Genomic DNA, 18,401 nt, shown 5'->3' on the forward strand with positions numbered 1-18,401 from the left:
GGTCACCTCTCCTTCTGCAGTACGGACAACGCGGCGATGAGTTCGGCCTGGGGCTCCGCGTGCACCTCGAGCGCGTCGAGCGGGGCGAGCCGGCGTTCGCGTTCGGCGTACATGACGCGGTCCACGTACGCGACGAGCAGCCGTCCGCCCCGGTCGCGCAGCCGCAGCGCGCCGTGCGCGCCGATCCGCTCGGCGAGCCCCTCCCCGGCGGTCCGGCCCCGGCGACCGCCCAGCAGGACCGTGGCGACCAGCGCGGCGACCGTCTCGGGGTCGGGCGCGACGCTGCGGTCCAGCCCCCGCACCTCGTCCTCGGCGTACTCCTCGAGCTCGCGCCGCCAGCGCCGCACGGCCAGTCCGATACGGTGCTCGGCGCTCTCGGGCGCGGTGTCGCGGCCGGCGAGCTCGGGGGCGTCCGCCGCGGGTTCGCGCCGCCAGGCGTCGTCGACGCGCTCGTCGGCGGCGGCGACGGCGCACAGCAGCAGCGCGCTCAGGCTCTCCGCCAGGGTGTCGAGGAGTTCGCCCGGAGTGCAGTCCAGGGGGAAGGCGCGCCACCGTCTGAGCGCGTCGCCGGCGAGTACGGCTCCGGCCTGCAGCCGGCCCCGTACGCGCGCGTGCTCGCTGTCGTACGCCCCCTCGACGGCGGCGGTGAGCCGCAGCGCGGCCGCGTACTGCGCGGCGAGGGCGCCGGCCAGCTCGGGCATGCGGGTGTCGAGGGAGGCGAGGACGCCGTACGCGGTGCGGGTCATCGTGTACTGCCGGGCGGCGGGATCCAGCGCCTGGTGGACCAGCCAGGTCCGCAGCGAGGCCACGGCGGTGGCGGGCAGCAGTCCGCCGCCCCAGGCCGACTCGGGCAGCTCGGGCACGGTGAAGCGCGGTACGTGGCCGAGTCCGGCCTTGGTGAGCAGGGCGCCGTACTGCCGCGACACCTCGGAGACGACCTGGTGGGGCACGCGGTCCAGGACGGTCACCAGGGTGACGTCGTACTCCTTGGCGGTGCGCAGCATGTGCCAGGGAACGGCGTCGGCGTAGCGGGCGGCGGTGGTGACCATGACCCAGATGTCCGCGGCGCTGATGAGCTCGGCGGCGAGGACCCGGTTGTCGGAGACGAGGCTGTCGATGTCGGGCGCGTCCAGGAGGGCGAGACCGGGCGGCAGGGTGTCGGCGGTCTCGACGCGCAGCACCCGCGCGGGGTCCTCGCCCGGCAGGAGCAGGTCGTCCGCGGGGTCCCGGTGGTGGGGCACCCACACGCGCGTGAGGTCGGGCAGCACCCTCATCCCGCTGAACCAGTGGTGGTCCTCCGGATGGCAGACGAGCACCGGTGTCCGGGTCGTCGGCCGCAGCACGCCCGCCTCGCTGACCCGGCGGCCCACCAGGGAGTTCACCAGGGTGGACTTCCCGGCCCCGGTGGACCCCCCGACGACGGCCAGCAGGGGCGCCTCGGGATCCCTCAGCCGGGGCACCAGGTAGTCGTCGAGCTGCGCGAGCAGCTCGTCGCGGTTGGCACGCGCGCGTGCGGCCCCCGCCAGGGGGAGCGGGAAGCGTGCGGCGGCGACACGCTCGCGCAGGGCGGAGAGTGCGTCGAGCAGCTGGGGCCGTACGTCCAAGGTCACCACATGCGAAGAATGCCCAATTTTGGGGGAATTCTGAAGCATATGAGTATGTCTGCGCGCCGACAAGACACAAGGGACGGAAGGGATGACCACGGCGCGTGCGCGCTCCAGGCATAACGAGTGCACAACACCCGGTGCGCCAGGGGTCAAAAGCGATGCACGATTCGCACCTGCCTGCGATTATCGGGACCGCTTCACCGAACCTCCACACCGCGTCACGGAGGCGAGGCAACAGGGACGAGGATGCGGGAGCCCTATCCTTGTCTCCGGCGACGTCACGGACGGGCCCGTCCCCGGGCACCGCGACGACAGCCACCACACCGGCCCCCGTAGCTCAGTGGATAGAGCAGGCGCCTTCTAAGCGCTTGGCCGCAGGTTCGAGTCCTGCCGGGGGCGCCACCTCCTATCAGCAAGAACGCCCCGGAGGGGACCTCCCCTCCGGCGCGTTTCGTGGTTCTGACGGCAGTGCTGACGGCAACGGCCCCGTCACTCGACGGCCAGCAGGCTCCCCAGCCGGTCCAGAGCGGCCCGCTTCTCCGTCATGTCGGCGTGCGCGTAGATGTTCACCGTCACCTCCAGCGCGCTGTGCCCCACGATGCCGCGGACGACCAGGACGGTGTCCGGCTCACGGCCGTCCAGGCCGAGGGCGACGTGTTCCTGGGCGACTCGGTAGTCGGCGCGTGCGTGGCGAAGGGTGCCGAGGCTGTCGCCGAGGTTCTTGAAGTGGTCGAGGTCAAGAACGCGTGGGTTCGCGGATTCCGGGAGCGGAGAGATGACGAACCCACTCGCCTGTCCGCCTTGGATGCGGTGCCGGAGGCGGGCTCGACGCGAGGAATTGGGGGTGACCGGCCGTGGTCAAGGATGATGCGGGAATGAACGATCAGCTTCCCGCCGTGATTCCGGTGCCGGTGTTCGATCGGGAGCACGTACCCGTGCTCGTCGGCGGCTCGGTGGTACCCGGGCGTTTCACGGTGGGGGGTGCCAGTGTCGTCATAGGCCCGGCCGGAACGGTGATCATCGCGGAAGCGAGTGACGCACCCGCCAGAAGCGGTGTGTGGAACGCTGAGGAGGTCCGCTTGATCGGGCCCGCACCGGCGCCGGTCACAGAGCGGCTCATGGGGGCGTCCTGGGGTGTGGGCGAAGGCTCGTCACCGATCCACATCGCGGTCCGCGTCGGAGGTGAGGTCCTGTACCTGGGAACTGCCTGGGTGACCCGGGCTGGCACCTCCGATGGCGTTCTCACCGAATGCGAACTGCGCTTTGAAGCATCCTTGAGCAGAGAACTCCTCAACCGAGTGCGCCCACCACTTCCACCTGCGCACGTGCCGGACTTGGAGTGGCTGAGGAATATGAACGGTGACCGTGCGGCAGCTCTCGAGCAGTTCGTCACCGGCTGGTACCCCACCGCAGACGCCGCCGAATCGCCTACCCGCGACTCCGCGCCACGCCTTCCCGGTGGACTGAGACAGCTGTACCGGCTCGCGAAGCAGCGGCCGGGTGCCCTCGGAATCCAGAACAGGATCCTGCCCGAGCCAGACCTGCACACCGACCGTCTCGGAGAAATGCTCGTCTTCGGCGTCGGAACCAAGGAGGCTTCTTCTGGTCACTCCTGTGGACGCTTGAGGAACCTGAAGCCGATCCGACTGTCTGGTTCCGTGAATTCGACGAGGCGCCGATCGCCGAACAGGAACCGCTCAGCGGCTTCCTGATCCAGTTCTCCCTCTTCGAGGCATCCATGGGCGCCGACTACCTCGCCCTGCCCCGCGAACTCACTGCACCACAGGTCGAGCAACTCACCGAAGCACTGCAGCTTGTGCCCCTGCGTCCCTTCCGGCCCGGGGCGCCCACCCACTTCTATGTGGCCCCCGGCCTCGTCGTGCGTGTCAGCAGCAAGAACGGGGAAGCTTTCGATGCCTGGGCCGGCGCCACCCACCGAAGTGCCCTGGCCCCGCTGGCCGACCTCCCTATCGACTGGAACCGCTTCGATGGCTGATTGTCTTACGAAACCGCCGACCCTTTAAGGAGCGTTTTGTCCCGGTGGGGCTGTTTGGTAAGGCGACGGTTCGAGGGGGCGCGGTCGCTCTCGAGTACGGCCTGTGGGGTTCAATGCGGGTATGGAGAACGTGCTGTGGGGCCGGCTCTCAGCTGAGGTGCGGTCGGAGGTGGACAGCCTCGTTTCGGCCGGGCGAAACGTGCAGGCCATTGCTGTGATGCGTGACCGTGTCGGTCTGCCGATGCCGAGTCTGCATGAGTGCGTTGATCTGGTGGATCAGCGATTCAGCGTGTTGCGGCAGGGCCCGACGCACTCGTGAAGTCGCCTGCGCGGTGGTCATGCGTCGCGCCAGTTCGGGGATGATCCGCGGGTGAGCCGTCGGCTTATGAGGTCAACCATGGCCACCTTGATCATGGCTTCGGAGCGGTGGGGGCGGGTTTCGTAGTCGCGGGCGAGGCGGCGGTGGTGCATGAGCCAGCCGAAGGTCCGCTCGACGACCCAGCGTCGCGGAATCACCTTGAAGCCCTTCTGGGCGGGGTCGCGGCGGGTGACTTCGAGGTCGGTGCCGAGGGTGGCACCGTGTTCGATGGCTTTGGTGCGGTAGCCGGTGTCGGCCCACGCCTTCGTGACGCGGGGGCGGCCTTCGGCGATGCTCGAGAGCAGGTGGATACCGCCGGCGTTGTCGGAGACGCTGGCGGCGGTGACCAGTACGGCCAGGAGGAGGCCGGCGGTGTCGACGCCGAGGTGGCGTTTGCGGCCTGCGATCTTCTTGCCCGCGTCGACACCCTGGCCGGCCGCGGGCACGTTGGCTGAGGTCTTGACGCTCTGGGCGTCGAGGATGCAGGCGCCGGGCTCGGCGTCGCGGCCTTCGGCCTTCCGGACCAGTCGTCGCAGGAGGCCGTTGAGCTGGTCGAGGACCTCGTCCTTCTGCCAGGCGGCGAAGTATCCGTAGACGGTTTCCCATGGGCGAAGTCGTGTGGCAGACACCGCCACGGGATTCCGGTCCGGTCGACATAGAGGATGGCGTCCATGATGCGGCGCAGGTCGTGTTCAGGCGGCCGGCCGATGTCCAGGCCCTTCCCTCCTCGTTCGGCCCGCCAGGCTGTCAGAGTTGGTTCCAGCAGTTTCCAACGGGCATCGGACAGGTCGCTCGGATACGGCCGCTGTCTGCGAGGCATGTTTCTGTAGTACCGATGATCGCCCCCCTGCCACAGGGCGCAAACAAGCACGGTGGGGGGCGTGTTGGGATCAGACAGGAGCGAACGGACCGAAACGGACCCCCGAAGGCTGTCACCCGCCTCGCCTGCCACAGCAGACGTCTATCGCCCCGACCAGCCCGAAACGATCCGGCGCCTAAAGTGCGATGAAACACTCATCACAGGACGAAACGCTCTTTTAGTGCCGGTCCGCGTACGCGATCTTCCAAACTGGTGGTCCAGGACCCATGCGCCAGTGCTCATCTGGGCCATCAGGGCTCCACCGACCGTACTGGTCAGCCAAATCTATACGCGGCGGTCACCACCTGCGATCATGCCCACCAGGGCACAAGCCCACAAATCTAGGGGGCAGGACGTTGCGCAGCTTGATCGTAAATCTTCTGCTGGTCATCGCCATCTTCGCTCTGGCGCTGGTAGCACTCGGCAGCAGCATGGGAGGGGTGGAGATCGGCATCTGGCTTTTTGCGCAGCTCGCTGTGATCACCCTCGTAATCTTTCGATACGTGCGGCAGAGGCGCCTCAGCTAACTGTGCCGGGCCGTCTCTGGGCCGTCCAAGGTCAGCCAACGCCGACCGACAACGACAGAAGCCCACGGCATCCGAACTGGTCAGAGCCGTGGGCTTCGTCAGGCCCGCTGGTCAGTGGAACCGGTGATCAGTAGACCGGCTTCTGATCGCCCCTGACGGCACTTGGCTCATCCATTGAAGCTCCGCCGGCCTCACGTCTTCGAGTCCTCCTGCGACCGCCGAGTCATCCACACGTAGCCCGCCAGTCCGAGCGAGCCACGCACCATGAAGTCAGCCCATAGTCGCCCGAGCTCACCGACATCCTCCACACGCAGGGCCGCCGGCAAGGCCACGGCGGTGAGGACTCCCGCGATCGCCAGGGCCGAGGCGTAGGTGATCAAGCCGCCGTGGTGGAGGCCCAACCTGGTACCCAAAAGCCCGGAGGGGATCTGTACGAGCACGTGGAAGCCCACACAGTGGAACAGCACCACAGCGAAGATCACGAACGGGGGCACGTCCGCCGAAGGATCGCCGGCCGGTGCCGCGCCGTAGGCGTCGAGAGACCGGGCCGGAGGGATCACGTAGGTGAACAGCAGGAGCGCACCACCCAGATGCATGGCGCCGAGGTGACGTGCGACCCGGCGGAAAGCGCCTCGCGACGCGCCGCCCGGTCCGAGCGGACGGGTCATGCCCGTGTTCACGCGACCCCCTGATGCCTGTCGGCGCCCTTCCACCTGGGCGGCACAGTACAGCCTCCGGTCAGGATGCTGTCGAGGCGATCCGATCCGATCGGCGGCGGCCGCAGTGATCACCTGCTGGGCCGCCTCTGAGCCGCGCGAGGGGAATCAACGGCGACCGACGTTGACCAACGGCGACACGCGAGCCACCGCCGCCAGCGTAGAAACCGCAGTTCAGAGCCCCCGATCCCACGGGTTTCCGCCCCGGGGCGGCGATGCAGCAAGATGGGGTTTTCTTGTCAGCCGAAGCGGCGCAGTGCGGATCAATCCTTGAGGCGACACTTCCACCATGGGCCCCGGCTCGCCGCAGAGGGATCAGGGAGCGTTCGCGAGACATAGCGGTCGTCCAAGGGAGCAATCGCCGCCAGAAAGTCACGTCTGTTCCTGCGTCGCATCGACGCCGCCACATCCTCCAACAGCGTTCGGGCGTGCATGTCCCTCCACGCCGTTGTCCCGTAGCCGTGGTTTGCTCCTTGGTCCGGCCGCTCGTGTAGGGCCAGGGCCCAGTCCCGGAAGGCACGGGCCACATGCCCTGCCGGCAACTGATGACGGGTCTCGAACTGAGCGATCTCGTGATTCGTCGCGGCACACAACCCGTCAATGACCGGGATCCCGCCTGCCGGCATGCGCCGAAGCCGTTCAGACCTGATCTCGCCCGGAGAACGGCGAGGCATGAGAACTTCCCGTGCAGCAAAGGACGGATCACGTCACGATACCGGCGATGACCATCGATCGTCACCGCCATGACGGCATCGAGCAGACGACTCAGGAACACCGCCACGTGCCCAGGTGAGTGTCTAACTGCGTGACAACGCCGACGGACATCGGCGGACGAGCGCGAACGCATGTGGACCGTCAACGCAGGTGAGACGCGCAGTAACTCAAGGCAGCACCCCAGCCCGGTTGCTTCGGGACGAAGAGGTCGTGGGTTCGAATCCCGCCACCCCGACAGCTGAAGCAGCAGAGCTCAGGGCCCGGTTTCCTGCGCGGGAAACCGGGCCCTGATGCGTTGTGCACCCTTTGTGTGCCCTCCTCGGCCGGGGAGCTTCGCCAGCTGCGCCTCCAGAAGGGGCCGCGGAAGCGTGTCCGTGATCACCATCATCGTGGTGAGGATGTGGTCGGTGCGGACGACGGCGTAGGTCGCGGGACTGCTTACGCTGGAGAGGCTGGTGGTGAACCGGAAGCCGACGGATTCGTCCCCGAGATTTGGGGCCTGGGTTGGTTCGAGGTCGCGGTAGATCACGGGGGCGCCGAGAACCTTGAAGCTGCCCGAGCACTCCGTGAGCGCCTTGCGAACATCGTCGAGCGCCGAGCGGGCATCGTCTCTCCGATGCACAGTCACCCACAACTCCCCGACGGTGGAGTTCAGCTCGCCAGGGCTGGAGAATTCGCGGACGGCCCGGGCGGTCGCGGGGCGCGGCGTATCGGTGCCGAGGGTGGGCCGTACGCCGGGACGGGTGTCGTGAACCGCATGGCCGCGATCGACGTGACCGTCAGCCACGCCGTGGAGCAGCCGGAGCCGAGGCAGGCGACCGCCGAGGAAGCGTCACTCCTGGGCATCCGGAAGTCCGCGCTCGTCACGCACATCCGGCGGACGTACTACAGCGACCAGGGGCGGCCCGTGGAGACGGCGGACCTCGTGGTGCCCGCCGCGCACTGCGAGATCGTCTACGAGATCCCGATCAACCGTTAGCCGCTGCTCGCAGGGCGGTTGATATGCACCGGGCGAGGTTCAAAAGGCGTGCGCCCCGTCGACGACAAACGGTCGCCGGCGAGGCGCTACTACGAGACCACCGGCCCTCACGCCACGGGCGAGGGAGTCACTCGCCGAGCTGAGCGGCCAGGAACACCGCTGCCACCGAGGGGCGGACCGCGTACGTTGCGCCCGCACTTCCCTCAGGGGCCTCCCACCAGTAGAACGGATACCGCCGCCCACTATTGCCGTGCCCCTTGCTCGTCCCGGACAGAACACCTGCCACGCGTCGCGCCGGATCACTCCCATTGGGCCCACCCAGGACCTTGTCCACCAGCTCTGTGCAGTGGATCCTCCGGCCGGGGTTGCGTAGCAGGTACTCGAACACCTGCCGGGCCTGCGGGGCGAGTTCGGCCAGGAACACCGCGGCGCGTTCCAAGTCCTCGGGACCCCATTCCGGAGCTTCGTAGTGCCCCTCTTCCCCGGAATGCTCAGCCCACCGCGGATCGGCCTCAGCCAGATACACCGTCACGTCCACCCCCACGTCTCGCCTTTGAGTGGCTTCATTCTGCCCCGTTCCAAGCCCACCCCGGGACTGCTCCGTACCTGACCGGCCCAACCTCCGGTACCGCAGACCATCGGCCGGTGTGCGTAACGTTCGCGCCGTACGGGCCACCAGTCCAGTGCATGTCGAATCCGTGTCGAAGCTCCACCGACACACCGTTCAGTCGGGGAGGAGCCGCAGGTCATCAGGAGGGTGGGACGCAACCCGCAAGGCGCCTTCCAAGCGCTTGGCCGCAGGTTCGAGTCCTGCCGGGGGCGCCACATCCGCCGGCCGGCGAAAACGCCGGCCTTTTCGCGTGCCGGAGGGCGCCCGACGCCGCGGGCCGGGCGCCTTCCGGTCCACCGCCGGATCCCGGCCGGAGGACGGCCTCACTGGGATCGCCCACAAAAGTGGAATTACGCCCTAAATGGTGCATTGTCGGCAATCATGGACGGGTTCACCGTCGTTCCTTCTGTCCCGGAGCCGTTCATGCGCACTACCGCCACCATCCCCCAGGACGCACCGAACGCACACCACCATGGCTCTGACACGCCCGCGCCGGAGCAGGCCGAGGAGCGAAGCCTCACCTTCGAGGGCTTCGCGTACACATGCCGCATCGTCCACCAGAGCGCTCCGCGGACCGACCCGCTGGTACTGCTCGGAGGCTCGTCCCAGAACAGGTACTCCTGGCAGGGCCACGAGAAATGGCTGTCACCGCTGTGCACGCTGGTCACCGTGGATCTCCCCGGTTACGGCAGTTCGGACTTCCTGCCCGCCCGGTACGGCATGGACTTCCTCGCCGCCGCGGTCAGACACATGCTGGTGAGCATCGGCATGCCGCAGGTGAACCTGTTCGGGGGCTGCTTCGGCGAAGTCGTCGGCCTCCGCTTCGCGCAGCTCCACCCCGAGTTCGTCCGGCGCATCGTCTTCTGCGGCGCGGCGAAGCGGCTTCCCGACATCTACACCGACGCCGTGCCCCGGCTGTCCCGGGCGCTCGAGCGCGGCGAGAACGACAAAGCCGCCGGCGGACTGGTGCGGCTGTTCATGTCCAACCCGGGGGCCGGGCGGGTCCGTAAGCACGCGGCCGTGGCCCGCCTCCTCCAGCAGCAGTTCCTGAACCAGACGCCGGACGAGATCAGGAAGGCGGTCGAGCACAACACGCGGCTGACGACACACGGCTGTTACCGCCCCCTGCCGATCCCCGACGTGCCCTCCCTGGTGTTCACGGGGGAGTACGACACCCTCTGCACCCCGCAGATGGGTCGTGAACTGGCCACGGTGATGCCCTCGGCGCGCTTCACGACCGTCAAGGAGGCGGACCACCTGGTCACCGTCGAACGCCGGCAGGAGTCCTCGGACCTGATCGGCCGCTTCTGCACCGACCGTTCCATCGACGACCTGCCGTACTGCAACGCCGTCGAGTCCCCGGGCGCCGGTTCCGTTCCGGCGGCACGCCGCTGACCACCGGAAATGGCCGGGACCCGGTATCGGGTCCCGGCCATTTCCGGTGGTACGGGTGGTCCGGCGCGGGAGGCGCCGCCGTGAACGACGGCACCTCGGCCGACGGAGACCGGCAGGTCCCGGGGCGTGAACACACGGTCCGCACCCCGGGACCCGACCGGATCACCTGACGGTGATCGTCAGCCGCCGATGCCCAGGCCGTTGCCGCAGGCCACCAGGTTGGTCTCGGCGTTCTCGGCGTTGCCGAGACCCAGCAGACCGACGGCGAGGTTGATGTCGTCGACGGCGATGAGCGACTGCACCGAGTTGTCCTGCACGCAGGTCGCGGTCTGGCTGCTGTTGAGCTCCGCCGACGGGCCGTCACCGGCGTGGCCGACACCGGCGCCGAGGAAGCCGGCGCTGCCGACCATGGCCATCACGACAGCGGCCTTCTGGTACTTGCGCATTATCTCTCCATTCTCGAATAGACACGATTCACCATGAATCGGTCACGGACGGCCACCGAACCCGGGTGGCTTTTGCGTCAATTGGTAGGTGAAACGCTGAACAGCGTTCGCATAGAGAAAAAGACACTTCGCAGTGCTGTCGTACGCCCTCTGACCGACTCGGCAGCCCGGCGATCAGGCGACAGCGCCACCGCGCCCCTTCCGTATCGTCAGGGCGCCTCGTCGCTGAACACGACGCTGCTCACACAGGAGAGTTCGCCGCCCGAGCCGGAGCAGCTCTTCGACGTCCGCCCGTCGATGCGGACCTTCCCGTCCTCGCCGCGCGTGATCCGGTGCTCGTCCACCTGCACGCAGTGGACGTTGCCCTTTTCGTCCTCGGTGCAGTTGCCGGGGTTCTCGGCACCGACGGCCTGGACGGCGCCGACGCCGATCAGGGCGAAGCTCCCCAGAACCCCCGCCGCCGCTGCGATCTTCTTCGACTTGAACATCTACCTTTTCCTCAACAGTCCTGGACCGACCGACGGGCCGGGCAGGCCCGGAGGGCGGACACGTGGGCCCGCACTCCAGGACCTGCCCAGATCACCTGGCAGTGGCCATCAGCCGCCGATACCGAGGGCGTTGGTGCAAGCCACGGCGTTGGTCTCGGTGTTCTCGGCGTTGCCGAGGCCGAGCAGGGCGCCGACGCCCGCGTTGACGTCGTCGATGGAGATGAGCGACTGGACCGAGTTGTCCTGCGCGCAGGTCACCGCCTGCTCGCTGTTCAGCTCGAACGACGGCTCGTCACCGGCGTGGCTGACGCCGGCACCGAGGAAGCCGACGCTGCCGAGCATGGCCATCACGACGGCGGCCTTCTGGTACTTACGCATTACCTCTCCGTTTCTCGAGTGGACACGGTCCGTAGTGGGCCGGTCACCGAACGCTGTCAATCTAGGCGATCTCGACGGTTATGAACAATCAAAACACCCCAGATGCACATGTTTTGTGTGGATGTGCAGGTCAGGGCCCTGTCCGGCTGCACCAGATGGATGAACGGCGTCGCGGACACGCCCCGCGTCCGCCGCGAAGGCGACCGAGAAGCGACCCCCGGGCATCGCCCGTCACCCCGCGAAAGTCGGCGCGTTGAGCGGGAAGTGCGGCTGCTCGTGAGGGGACCGCACTTGCCTGACCAACAAGGAGAACGTGATGTCTCGTATCGCGAAGGCGGCCGTGGCTCTCGGCACGGGGGCCGCCGTGATCAGTGGCGCCGGAACGGCCTCGGCGGACTCCGGCGCCGAGGGCGCGGCGGTCCACTCGCCCGGTGTCGCGTCCGGCAATGTGATCCAGGTCCCGGTCCACGTGCCCGTCGACGCGTGCGGCAACACCGTCAACGTGGTCGGCGCCCTCGACCCCGCCTTCGGCGACCACTGCGTGAACAAGTAGCGCGTCGCGAGGAAGTCCCGGCCGCCTCCGGCGCCGGGGCTCTGCCATGCCCTCGTGTCACCTCACGCGTAGCGGTACGTGTCGCTGACGTCCTCCAGCTCACCGGGGGTCACGTCCCACGGCGGCAGCCTCTCGTCGCGGGGGACGACCCGGCCGTGCTGCTCGTCACCCGGGCCCGGCGCCGTCGCGGGCAGGTAGCGGGCACCGCCGTGCCGGCGCTGCCAGCGGTACCACTGCAGGTCGACGAAGGCGTGGTGGAGCCAGAAGGCGGGGTCGTTGACGGAGGCGGCGGTGAGCATGACGCCGCCGACCCAGCGGTGCACCCGGTTGTGGTTGCGCCACGAGACGCTGCCCCGGCCCGTGCCCCAGCCCTCCATCCGGTTGCGGAAGCCCCGGGTGACCGTGGAGTCCCAGGGCGCCACGTCATAGGCGGGCTCCTTCAGCGCCCACTCCAGGTCGCTCTTGCCCGGCAGGTCGATCGGGGCGTCCCGGCGGCCGAGGTCCCGGGTGAGGAACTCCCCCTCGGTCACGCCCACCCGGAGCCTCCAGTTGCCCTCCCGGTACGCGAACGGGCCCGTCGTCACCCGGCGGTCGGAACGGCGCCCGTTGCCGCCGAGGAGGTCCGCCGTCCAGGGTGCGGAGCGGGCCGTGCGGTCGCGGGTCCAGTCCCAGTACGGCAGGGTCACCGAGGAGTCCACCCGGCGCAGCGCCTCCTCCAGGTCGAGCAGGAACCGGCGGTGCCAGGGCAGGAAGGAGGGCGCCATGTGCGCGGTGCGCAGCCCCCGTTCGCCGTCGGAGGAGAAGTACGCGAGATGCGTGCGCACGAATTCGTCGTACTCCCCCCGCCGCTTGACCTCGAGCAGCGCGTTCACGAACCGGCGTTTCTCGGCCGCCGTGAGGGTGGCGGCGTCCTTACGCACGTACGCCATGCCCGCCTCCCCGGTGCTCGTGCCGCGGTTCCGCGCCCGCCGCGCGCAGTCGCTCGCCGGGGGCGAGGGCGTCCGCGGCGGCGCGGGCGGCGTCGAGCGGTGTGGGGTAGGAGCAGTAGTGGTCGACCATGCTCAGCCAGGTGCCGTCGGCCCGGCGCATCAGGTGCAGGGGGCGGCGGTCGACGGTGACGTGCCAGTGGCCGTCCGCGGCCCGCACGCCCTGGATGCGGCGGCCTCGGTACGTCTCGGCGAAGGAGGCGCGGCCGGGAGCCCTCCCGGGGGCGGGGCGTGGTGCGCGGAAGGCGGCGAGCAGGGGTGCCAGGGCCGCGGCGAGCGCTCCGGTGCGCAGACCCTGTGACACCTCCCGCCTCGTTCTGCCCTTCGGTGCGGGCGGCGGCTGCACGCCTTTCGGGGCTGCGTCGATTCCGATGGCCATCGGCCTGACTCCCTTGTCCGTACGGTTGTCCGTAGCGGCAAACGAAATCCGGCCCCCAGGGGAAACTGGGGGCCGGATTTCTCAGGGGTGCTTTTCAGGCGTGCAGCCCCAGGTCGCCGTGGACCGGCTTCGCCTCGTTCACCGTGGCCGCCGCTTCCTTCGTCGTGCCGAACAGCGCTTCCTCGTCGGCGCCGGCGAGCGAGCCGGACTCGTCCGTCGCCGTCACCTCGAAGGGGAGCGCGGTGCGCAGGCCGGTGTCGAGGCTGGTGGACGCCAGGTCGGTGGACCCCTGGGCGTACGCGGGCGCGGCGGCACCGGCGGCGATCAGGGTTCCGGCAAGGACGGCGGCAGCCTTCAGGGACTTCATCGTGTTCCTTTCTTCGGCAACGCGGGAGCCGGTCGCCGGAGGGGAATTCTGTCGCCGTGCCTAACGACCTCCTGCCGGAGCGGAAACCGTGGAGCCGAAGATTGGCAAGTCCTCATATGAGAGTTTTTCGGGGGTGGCGGGACCTCGACTTCACGAGGACGGCAGCAGCACCGAGGGGAGCGCGGGGAACGTGACGCCGGGGAGCAGCGGCGTCTGCACGGGTCCTACGGGTGCGGGCAGGGTCGACGCCTGGGGCGCGGCGCCGAGCAGCGCGTCGACGAGGTCGTGCACCCGGGCTAGCAGTTCGTCGAGGGCCGAGGGCTCCTGAGCGGTGCCCTCGTCCGCCCCGGTGTCCGCGTCCGCGGTGACGTCGGTGCCGGTGTCGGCGTCGGTGCCGGTGTCGGCGTCGGCGTCGGCGTCGGCGTCGGTGCCGGCGTCGGGCCGGAGCAGGTCGAGGAGGGCGTCGAGGACCTCCCGCAGGGTGGCCGTCTCCTCGCTCGTGAGGTCGTCCCCGGCGGCGGCCGGTGCCGTGCCGTCCGCCGTCGTGGTCGCCGTCGTGGTCGTCGTCGTCGTGGCCGACGGCGACGGTCCGGTCGTGGTGGCGGTCCCGGTCGTGAGGGTGATCCCGGCCGTGGTCGCCGGGTCCTCGTCGGCCGCCTTCGCCAGGGCGTCCTTCGCCGCGTCACCCAGCTCCCTGGCCTCGGCGGCGGACAGCCGGCCTTCGCCCTTCTCGAGCACGGCCTCCAGCAGGCCGACGACCGGAGCGAGCCCCGGCTCGCCCGCCTCGACGGTCCTGACCTGCGCGAGCAATGCCGCGCGGTCGTGCTCGTCGGCCATGGCGGCCGGGCCGGTGAGGCCGGCGAGGAGGGCGGCGCACAGTGCGCCGAGTGCGATGCGCCGGGCAGGCAGAGCGCGCATGGGGGTTCCTTTCACAGGCTTCGGATCTCGAAGCCCACCGTGGGAGCACCCGGGGACCCCCGCAACCGGGTGTGCGCCATTCGGTTCCCCGCTCCTCACCCGTCGTGCGTACCGCCCGGAAAGCACCCGGACGGGGCGGTGGGCCGGGCCGGCCGCCCCCGGAAGGGGCTTCACGCTTCCAACACACTTGTCGCCCTTCATCGAATTTCGGTGAATTTGTCCGTTTGATGACTAGAGTTGCGAACCTCCCGAGCACCCCATGGGCGGCCGCATCGCACTCGTCCCCGCTGCCTGCCACCGCCACCTGTTCCGAAAGGCTCCGACGGTCATGCGTCAATCCCTGGGTCAGATGCTTCGCCACACGGCAGTGGGCGTCCTCTCCCTCGCAGTGCTGTGGGCGCCCTGCGCCTCCGCGGCCTCCGCGCCGCTCGCGCCCTCTCCGGAGGCCGACGGCCTCGCCTTCTCCCAGCGGTACCGCGCGGTCCAGCACGGCGGCATCGTGCGCGCCGCCAACGCCTCGGCCACCTGCCGTGCCCAGGCGTCCTCGTGCCGGGACGCGCAGGCGGGCGGCCCCGGGGTGAACGGCGACTTCGACATGTTCTACGTCGACGTCGACAGCGACCCGAACACGTACAACTCCTCCCGCGCGGAGGTCCGTCTGCCCACCGGCTCCCGGGTGACGTACGCCCGCCTGTACTGGGGCGGCAACCTGCTCGCCGGGGAACAGAAGCCGTGGCAGGACAACGGACGGGTGCTGATCGCCGAGCCCGGCGGGGAGTACAAGGAGCTGTTCGCCGACACGGTGGTGGGACACCGGGTGGCGGACGGCGCGGACGCCTTCCAGGCCTCGGCGGACGTGACGGCACTGGTGCGGGACAGCGGACCGGGCCTGTACACGGTGGCGCAGGTCAACGTGGCCATGGGCAGATCGGCGGCCGGGACCTGGGGCGGCTGGACGCTGGTGGTGGCGTACGAGAACCCGGCGGAGCCGCTGCGGCACCTCGCGCTCTGGGACGGCTTCGCCCCGCTGGGCGGCCGCTCGGGGGTCGGGATGCCGCTGAGCGACCTGCCGTTCCCGGCGGGCGCCGGGGGCCGGGCGGGACTGGTGGCCTACAACGGCGACCGCGGCACCACCGGCGACTCGCTCGTCCTCACCGCCGGCGGGCCCACCCCCACCGCCTTCGCCGACCGGGCCAACCCCTTCGACGACGTCCTGAACTCCACCATCGCCGACCCCGGCGGCGCGTCCCCCGCGCGGGTGCCGGCGTACGCCAACACCCTCGGCTACGACTCCGACGTGTTCGACCTCGACGGGGGCCTGCCGCACGCCGGTGACCGGGCGACCTTCCGGCTCGCGTCCCAGCGGGACGCGGCATGGGCGGGCGTGCTCTTCGCCGCCGTCGACGCCCGGTGATGAACGCCTCCGCGTCGAGCACCTTCGGGGGCGGAAAGACCGTTCCCGCGGGCCCGGCGGCCGGCGTCCGCCGGCCGCGGGTCCTGCACCTCACCCAGCCGGTGGACGGCGGAGTGGCGCGTGTCGTGACGGACCTGGTGCGGGCCCAGCTCGCGGACGGCCTGGACGTCGCCGCGATCTGCCCCGACAGCGCGCTCTCCGGCCGGCTGCGGTCGCTCGGCGCGCACGTGCGGCACTGGAGGGCGACGCGTTCGCCGGGCGCCTCGCTGGCGCGGGAGGTGCGGCAGCTGACCCGGCTGATCGACGAGGTGCGCCCCGATCTGGTGCACGCGCACAGTGCGAAGGCCGGGCTCGCCGGGCGGCTCGCGGTGCGCGGGCGCATCCCCACGGTGTACCAGCCGCACGCCTGGTCGTTCGAGGCGGTGGGCGGGGGCACGGCGGCCCTCGCGCTGCGCTGGGAGCGGTGGGCGGCCCGCTGGGCCGCGCGGGTGGTGTGCGTGAGCGAGGCGGAGCGCGCCACCGGCGTGCACGCCGGGATCACCGGCCGCCTGACCGTCGTGCCCAACGGCATCGATCCCGGCCGTTTCCGTCCGGCGCCCGCAGGACCCGTACGGGCCGGGCTCGCGCCGCTGGCCGGGCTGCGCGAGGGAACGCCACTCGTCGTGTGCGTGGGCCGGCTGTGCCGGCAGAAGGGGCAGGACGTCCTGCTGCGGGCCTGGACCGCCGTGCTGCGCCGGGTGCCCGACGCCCGTCTCGTGCTGGTCGGCGACGGGCCGGACCGGGACCGGCTGCGCGCGGTCGCCCCCGGGTCCGTGCTGTTCGCGGGGGCCGTCGCGGACGCCTCCCCCTGGTACCAGGCCGCCGACCTCGTCGTCCTGCCGTCCCGCTGGGAGGGCATGGCGCTGGCCCCGCTGGAGGCGATGGCCTGCGGGCGGCCCGTGGTCGTCACGGACGTCGACGGCGCCCGCGAGAGCCTGCCGCCCTCCCTCTGCGCCCTGTGCGTGGTGCCGCCGGAGGACCCCCGGGCCCTGGCGGAGACGGTCGGCGAACTGCTGCTCGACCCGGTGCTGCGCACGTCCCTCGGCGACCGGGGACGTCGGCACGTGCTGTCCCTCCACGACGTGCGGCACACCGCGCGGGCGGTCGCCGACGTCTACCACGACCTGCTCGGCACCCGGCCCGCCGCGGCGAGGGCATGTCCGCACCGGGCGGCCGGGGGCGCCGAGGCCGACCGGACGACATCGCGCGCCGAGCCCTCCGAGCACAGGGAGCCCATCCACTCGTGACCGCCGAACGTACCGTGACCTCCCCCGGCGTGCCGCCGCGGGACCACGGATTCCCCTCACCCGTCTCCGTCATGCCGCCGCGCGGCGCCGACACCGGCCCCCGCCTGCCCGCCGCGCCGCCCCGGACGGCCTCACCGCTGCCGCTGCTCGTCGCGGACGGCGCCGCCGTCCTGCCCGCCGCGCTGGTGCTGCCCGGGGCCCAGCGCCATCCGCTGCTCGTCGCCCTGCTGATCGCGGTGTCGCTGCTGCTGCGCCCGCGTGACACCCGGCCGCCGGTGCCGGGGCTGCTGGAGGAACTGCCCGCCGTGTGCGGCCGTGTCGCGGTGGTCTGGCCGGCCGGCGCGGTGCTGTGGGCGGCGTACCGGCCGGAGGACGCGCTGCCGGCCGGCACCGTGCTGACCGGGCTCGCCGTGCAGGCGGCTGCGGCCTGCGCGCTGCGCGCGGCCGTGCACGGGCGGCGGCGGGCCGCGCTGCTGCGCCGTCCGCGCGCCGCGCTCGTCGTCGGGCCGGCCGCGACCGCGCAGCGGGTGGCCGCCGCCGTGCTGCGCGACCCGCGCTGCGGGGTGCGGCCGGTGGGGATCGTCGCCGGGCGGCCGGACGGCGCCGAGGGCGTGCCGGTGCTGCGCACGGACGAGGAGGTCGAGCGGGCGGTCATCCAGAACGGGGTGCGGGCGGTGCTCACCGTCCATCCCTCGGTGCGGACCGAACAGGGAGCGCTGCTGCGGGCGCTGGCCGCGTCGGGCTGCGCGGTCTGGGAGGTGGACGCCGACCCGGCGCCGTACCCGGCGCGGGAGCGGCTGGCCGGGTTCTCCTGCCGGCGGCTGGACCTCGCCCCGGCGCGCGACGGCGGCCTCGGCAAGCGGATGCTCGACATCCTGGTCTCGGGGACGCTGCTGCTGCTGGTCAGCCCGCTGCTGCTGGTGTGCGCCGTGACGCTGCGGCTGGCCGACGGGCCGGGCGTGGTGTTCCGGCAGGAGCGCATCGGCCGGAACGGGGAGCCGTTCACGCTGCTGAAGTTCCGCACCCACCGCCCGGTCGACGAGCGCGAGTCGGCGACCCGGTGGAGCGTGGCGGGCGAGCACGAGATGCGCTGGTTCTGCCGCATGCTGCGGCGCACCTCCCTGGACGAGCTGCTCCAGCTGTGGAACGTGCTGCGCGGCGACATGAGCCTGGTCGGCCCCCGGCCCGAACGGCCCTACTTCGTCGCACAGTTCAGCCAGACGTACCCGGGCTACGCGGCCCGGCACCGGATGCGCGCCGGCATCACCGGTCTGGCGCAGGTCCACGGGCTGCGCGGCGACACCTCGATCGAGGACCGCTGCCGGTTCGACAACGCCTACATCGACGACTGGTCGCTGTGGCGGGACGTCTGCATCCTGCTGCGCACCGCGACCACGCTGGTCCGTCCGACGGGGAGCTGACGAC

The 18,401-nt window shown here is 70.7% G+C and carries 19 protein-coding genes, 1 tRNA gene and 2 pseudogenes; 10 read left to right on the plus strand and 12 right to left on the minus strand.

Features of this window, described 5'->3' with window-relative positions; all coding sequences use genetic code 11:
- Positions 1-2: 2 nt before the first annotated feature.
- Positions 3-1,613 (minus strand): dynamin family protein, encoded by a 1,611-nt coding sequence (locus ACZ8ZB_RS12025; RefSeq protein ID WP_470737706.1) that lies wholly within the window; start codon positions 1,611-1,613, stop codon positions 3-5.
- Between the two features lie 320 nt (positions 1,614-1,933).
- On the opposite strand from ACZ8ZB_RS12025, the gene ACZ8ZB_RS12030 reads away from it, so the two are divergent.
- The 4 genes from ACZ8ZB_RS12030 to ACZ8ZB_RS12045 all read left to right on the plus strand — a co-directional run bounded on the left by ACZ8ZB_RS12030 (position 1,934) and on the right by ACZ8ZB_RS12045 (position 3,922).
- Positions 1,934-2,009: transfer RNA gene (locus ACZ8ZB_RS12030), tRNA-Arg, on the plus strand.
- 473 nt (positions 2,010-2,482) lie between these two features.
- A complete protein-coding gene (locus tag ACZ8ZB_RS12035; protein ID WP_470737707.1) occupies positions 2,483-3,319 on the plus strand; it encodes a hypothetical protein in 837 nt (278 codons plus the stop codon).
- Between the two features lie 26 nt (positions 3,320-3,345).
- Positions 3,346-3,603 carry a hypothetical protein gene (locus ACZ8ZB_RS12040; protein ID WP_470737708.1) on the plus strand — a complete coding sequence of 86 codons (258 nt, stop codon included), beginning with the start codon at positions 3,346-3,348 and terminating at the stop codon, positions 3,601-3,603.
- A 121-nt stretch (positions 3,604-3,724) separates the two neighbouring features.
- A complete protein-coding gene (locus tag ACZ8ZB_RS12045; RefSeq protein ID WP_470737709.1) occupies positions 3,725-3,922 on the plus strand; it encodes a hypothetical protein in 198 nt (65 codons plus the stop codon).
- Between the two features lie 17 nt (positions 3,923-3,939).
- Here ACZ8ZB_RS12045 and ACZ8ZB_RS12050 read toward each other — a convergent pair.
- The 3 genes and pseudogenes from ACZ8ZB_RS12050 to ACZ8ZB_RS12060 all read right to left on the minus strand — a co-directional run bounded on the left by ACZ8ZB_RS12050 (position 3,940) and on the right by ACZ8ZB_RS12060 (position 7,564).
- A pseudogene (locus ACZ8ZB_RS12050) lies at positions 3,940-4,781 on the minus strand (IS5 family transposase).
- Positions 4,782-5,538: 757 nt separating this feature from the next.
- Positions 5,539-6,027, minus strand: coding sequence for a hypothetical protein (locus ACZ8ZB_RS12055; protein WP_470737710.1), 489 nt, complete (start codon positions 6,025-6,027; stop codon positions 5,539-5,541).
- 1,003 nt (positions 6,028-7,030) lie between these two features.
- The gene (locus ACZ8ZB_RS12060; RefSeq protein WP_470741660.1) at positions 7,031-7,564 is read right to left on the minus strand and encodes a hypothetical protein; all 534 of its coding nucleotides are present in this window, start codon (positions 7,562-7,564) and stop codon (positions 7,031-7,033) included.
- On the opposite strand from ACZ8ZB_RS12060, the pseudogene ACZ8ZB_RS12065 reads away from it, so the two are divergent.
- Positions 7,496-7,756 (plus strand): annotated as a pseudogene (locus tag ACZ8ZB_RS12065) (UTRA domain-containing protein); the annotation flags it as partial. The gene ACZ8ZB_RS12060 and the pseudogene ACZ8ZB_RS12065 overlap by 69 nt on opposite strands.
- Before the next feature lie 127 nt (positions 7,757-7,883).
- Here the strand turns inward: ACZ8ZB_RS12065 and ACZ8ZB_RS12070 are convergent.
- Complete coding sequence (locus ACZ8ZB_RS12070; protein ID WP_470737711.1) at positions 7,884-8,294, minus strand: DUF6416 domain-containing protein; 411 nt, start codon at positions 8,292-8,294, stop codon at positions 7,884-7,886.
- A gap of 495 nt (positions 8,295-8,789) precedes the next feature.
- On the opposite strand from ACZ8ZB_RS12070, the gene ACZ8ZB_RS12075 reads away from it, so the two are divergent.
- On the plus strand, positions 8,790-9,761 hold the full coding sequence (locus ACZ8ZB_RS12075) for an alpha/beta fold hydrolase (RefSeq protein WP_470737712.1): 972 nt from the start codon (positions 8,790-8,792) through the stop codon (positions 9,759-9,761).
- 179 nt (positions 9,762-9,940) lie between these two features.
- On the opposite strand, the gene ACZ8ZB_RS12080 is transcribed toward ACZ8ZB_RS12075, so the two are convergent.
- The 3 genes from ACZ8ZB_RS12080 to ACZ8ZB_RS12090 form a co-directional block, all read right to left on the minus strand.
- Positions 9,941-10,207 (minus strand): hypothetical protein, encoded by a 267-nt coding sequence (locus ACZ8ZB_RS12080; RefSeq protein ID WP_470737713.1) that lies wholly within the window; start codon positions 10,205-10,207, stop codon positions 9,941-9,943.
- A gap of 209 nt (positions 10,208-10,416) precedes the next feature.
- The gene (locus ACZ8ZB_RS12085; protein ID WP_470737714.1) at positions 10,417-10,695 is read right to left on the minus strand and encodes a hypothetical protein; all 279 of its coding nucleotides are present in this window, start codon (positions 10,693-10,695) and stop codon (positions 10,417-10,419) included.
- A 108-nt stretch (positions 10,696-10,803) separates the two neighbouring features.
- Positions 10,804-11,073, minus strand: coding sequence for a hypothetical protein (locus ACZ8ZB_RS12090; protein ID WP_470737715.1), 270 nt, complete (start codon positions 11,071-11,073; stop codon positions 10,804-10,806).
- 316 nt (positions 11,074-11,389) lie between these two features.
- On the opposite strand from ACZ8ZB_RS12090, the gene ACZ8ZB_RS12095 reads away from it, so the two are divergent.
- Positions 11,390-11,626, plus strand: a complete 237-nt coding sequence (locus tag ACZ8ZB_RS12095) for a chaplin (RefSeq protein WP_470737716.1) — start codon at positions 11,390-11,392, stop codon at positions 11,624-11,626.
- 62 nt (positions 11,627-11,688) lie between these two features.
- Here ACZ8ZB_RS12095 and ACZ8ZB_RS12100 read toward each other — a convergent pair whose 3' ends face one another.
- The 4 genes from ACZ8ZB_RS12100 to ACZ8ZB_RS12115 all read right to left on the minus strand — a co-directional run bounded on the left by ACZ8ZB_RS12100 (position 11,689) and on the right by ACZ8ZB_RS12115 (position 14,276).
- Entirely contained in the window at positions 11,689-12,555 is an 867-nt protein-coding gene (locus tag ACZ8ZB_RS12100; RefSeq protein ID WP_470737717.1) for a tyrosinase family protein, read from the minus strand.
- Positions 12,539-12,991 (minus strand): tyrosinase family oxidase copper chaperone, encoded by a 453-nt coding sequence (locus tag ACZ8ZB_RS12105; protein WP_470737718.1) that lies wholly within the window; start codon positions 12,989-12,991, stop codon positions 12,539-12,541. Before ACZ8ZB_RS12105 ends, ACZ8ZB_RS12100 begins: the two co-directional genes overlap by 17 nt.
- Before the next feature lie 94 nt (positions 12,992-13,085).
- Positions 13,086-13,358, minus strand: coding sequence for a hypothetical protein (locus ACZ8ZB_RS12110; protein WP_470737719.1), 273 nt, complete (start codon positions 13,356-13,358; stop codon positions 13,086-13,088).
- 150 nt (positions 13,359-13,508) lie between these two features.
- Positions 13,509-14,276, minus strand: a complete 768-nt coding sequence (locus tag ACZ8ZB_RS12115) for a hypothetical protein (protein ID WP_470737720.1) — start codon at positions 14,274-14,276, stop codon at positions 13,509-13,511.
- A 328-nt stretch (positions 14,277-14,604) separates the two neighbouring features.
- Between ACZ8ZB_RS12115 and ACZ8ZB_RS12120 the strand changes: the two genes are divergently transcribed.
- Genes ACZ8ZB_RS12120 through ACZ8ZB_RS12130 form a run of 3 tightly spaced genes read left to right on the plus strand, consistent with a single transcriptional unit; the run spans position 14,605 to position 18,397 of the window.
- Entirely contained in the window at positions 14,605-15,690 is a 1,086-nt protein-coding gene (locus tag ACZ8ZB_RS12120; protein WP_470737721.1) for a DUF3344 domain-containing protein, read from the plus strand.
- Positions 15,690-16,976 carry a glycosyltransferase family 4 protein gene (locus ACZ8ZB_RS12125; RefSeq protein ID WP_470737722.1) on the plus strand — a complete coding sequence of 429 codons (1,287 nt, stop codon included), beginning with the start codon at positions 15,690-15,692 and terminating at the stop codon, positions 16,974-16,976. The genes ACZ8ZB_RS12120 and ACZ8ZB_RS12125 overlap by 1 nt, the downstream gene beginning before the upstream one ends.
- On the plus strand, positions 16,973-18,397 hold the full coding sequence (locus tag ACZ8ZB_RS12130; RefSeq protein ID WP_470737723.1) for an exopolysaccharide biosynthesis polyprenyl glycosylphosphotransferase: 1,425 nt from the start codon (positions 16,973-16,975) through the stop codon (positions 18,395-18,397). The genes ACZ8ZB_RS12125 and ACZ8ZB_RS12130 overlap by 4 nt, the downstream gene beginning before the upstream one ends.
- The last annotated feature ends 4 nt before the right edge of the window (positions 18,398-18,401 follow it).

Source organism: Streptomyces sp. 12E (assembly GCF_055633275.1).

What these genes read in the sequence shown, in the direction of transcription:
- ACZ8ZB_RS12095 (WP_470737716.1), top strand. Translation starts at nt 11,390, where the DNA reads ATGTCTCGTATCGCGAAGGCGGCCGTGGCTCTCGGCACGGGGGCCGCC.
- ACZ8ZB_RS12035 (WP_470737707.1), top strand. Translation starts at nt 2,483, where the DNA reads ATGAACGATCAGCTTCCCGCCGTGATTCCGGTGCCGGTGTTCGATCGG.
- ACZ8ZB_RS12105 (WP_470737718.1), bottom strand. Translation starts at nt 12,991, where the DNA reads ATGGCCATCGGAATCGACGCAGCCCCGAAAGGCGTGCAGCCGCCGCCC.
- ACZ8ZB_RS12125 (WP_470737722.1), top strand. Translation starts at nt 15,690, where the DNA reads ATGAACGCCTCCGCGTCGAGCACCTTCGGGGGCGGAAAGACCGTTCCC.
- ACZ8ZB_RS12115 (WP_470737720.1), bottom strand. Translation starts at nt 14,276, where the DNA reads ATGCGCGCTCTGCCTGCCCGGCGCATCGCACTCGGCGCACTGTGCGCC.
- ACZ8ZB_RS12100 (WP_470737717.1), bottom strand. Translation starts at nt 12,555, where the DNA reads ATGGCGTACGTGCGTAAGGACGCCGCCACCCTCACGGCGGCCGAGAAA.
- ACZ8ZB_RS12080 (WP_470737713.1), bottom strand. Translation starts at nt 10,207, where the DNA reads ATGCGCAAGTACCAGAAGGCCGCTGTCGTGATGGCCATGGTCGGCAGC.
- ACZ8ZB_RS12090 (WP_470737715.1), bottom strand. Translation starts at nt 11,073, where the DNA reads ATGCGTAAGTACCAGAAGGCCGCCGTCGTGATGGCCATGCTCGGCAGC.
- ACZ8ZB_RS12045 (WP_470737709.1), top strand. Translation starts at nt 3,725, where the DNA reads ATGGAGAACGTGCTGTGGGGCCGGCTCTCAGCTGAGGTGCGGTCGGAG.
- ACZ8ZB_RS12110 (WP_470737719.1), bottom strand. Translation starts at nt 13,358, where the DNA reads ATGAAGTCCCTGAAGGCTGCCGCCGTCCTTGCCGGAACCCTGATCGCC.
- ACZ8ZB_RS12120 (WP_470737721.1), top strand. Translation starts at nt 14,605, where the DNA reads ATGCGTCAATCCCTGGGTCAGATGCTTCGCCACACGGCAGTGGGCGTC.
- ACZ8ZB_RS12040 (WP_470737708.1), top strand. Translation starts at nt 3,346, where the DNA reads ATGGGCGCCGACTACCTCGCCCTGCCCCGCGAACTCACTGCACCACAG.
- ACZ8ZB_RS12085 (WP_470737714.1), bottom strand. Translation starts at nt 10,695, where the DNA reads ATGTTCAAGTCGAAGAAGATCGCAGCGGCGGCGGGGGTTCTGGGGAGC.
- ACZ8ZB_RS12075 (WP_470737712.1), top strand. Translation starts at nt 8,790, where the DNA reads ATGCGCACTACCGCCACCATCCCCCAGGACGCACCGAACGCACACCAC.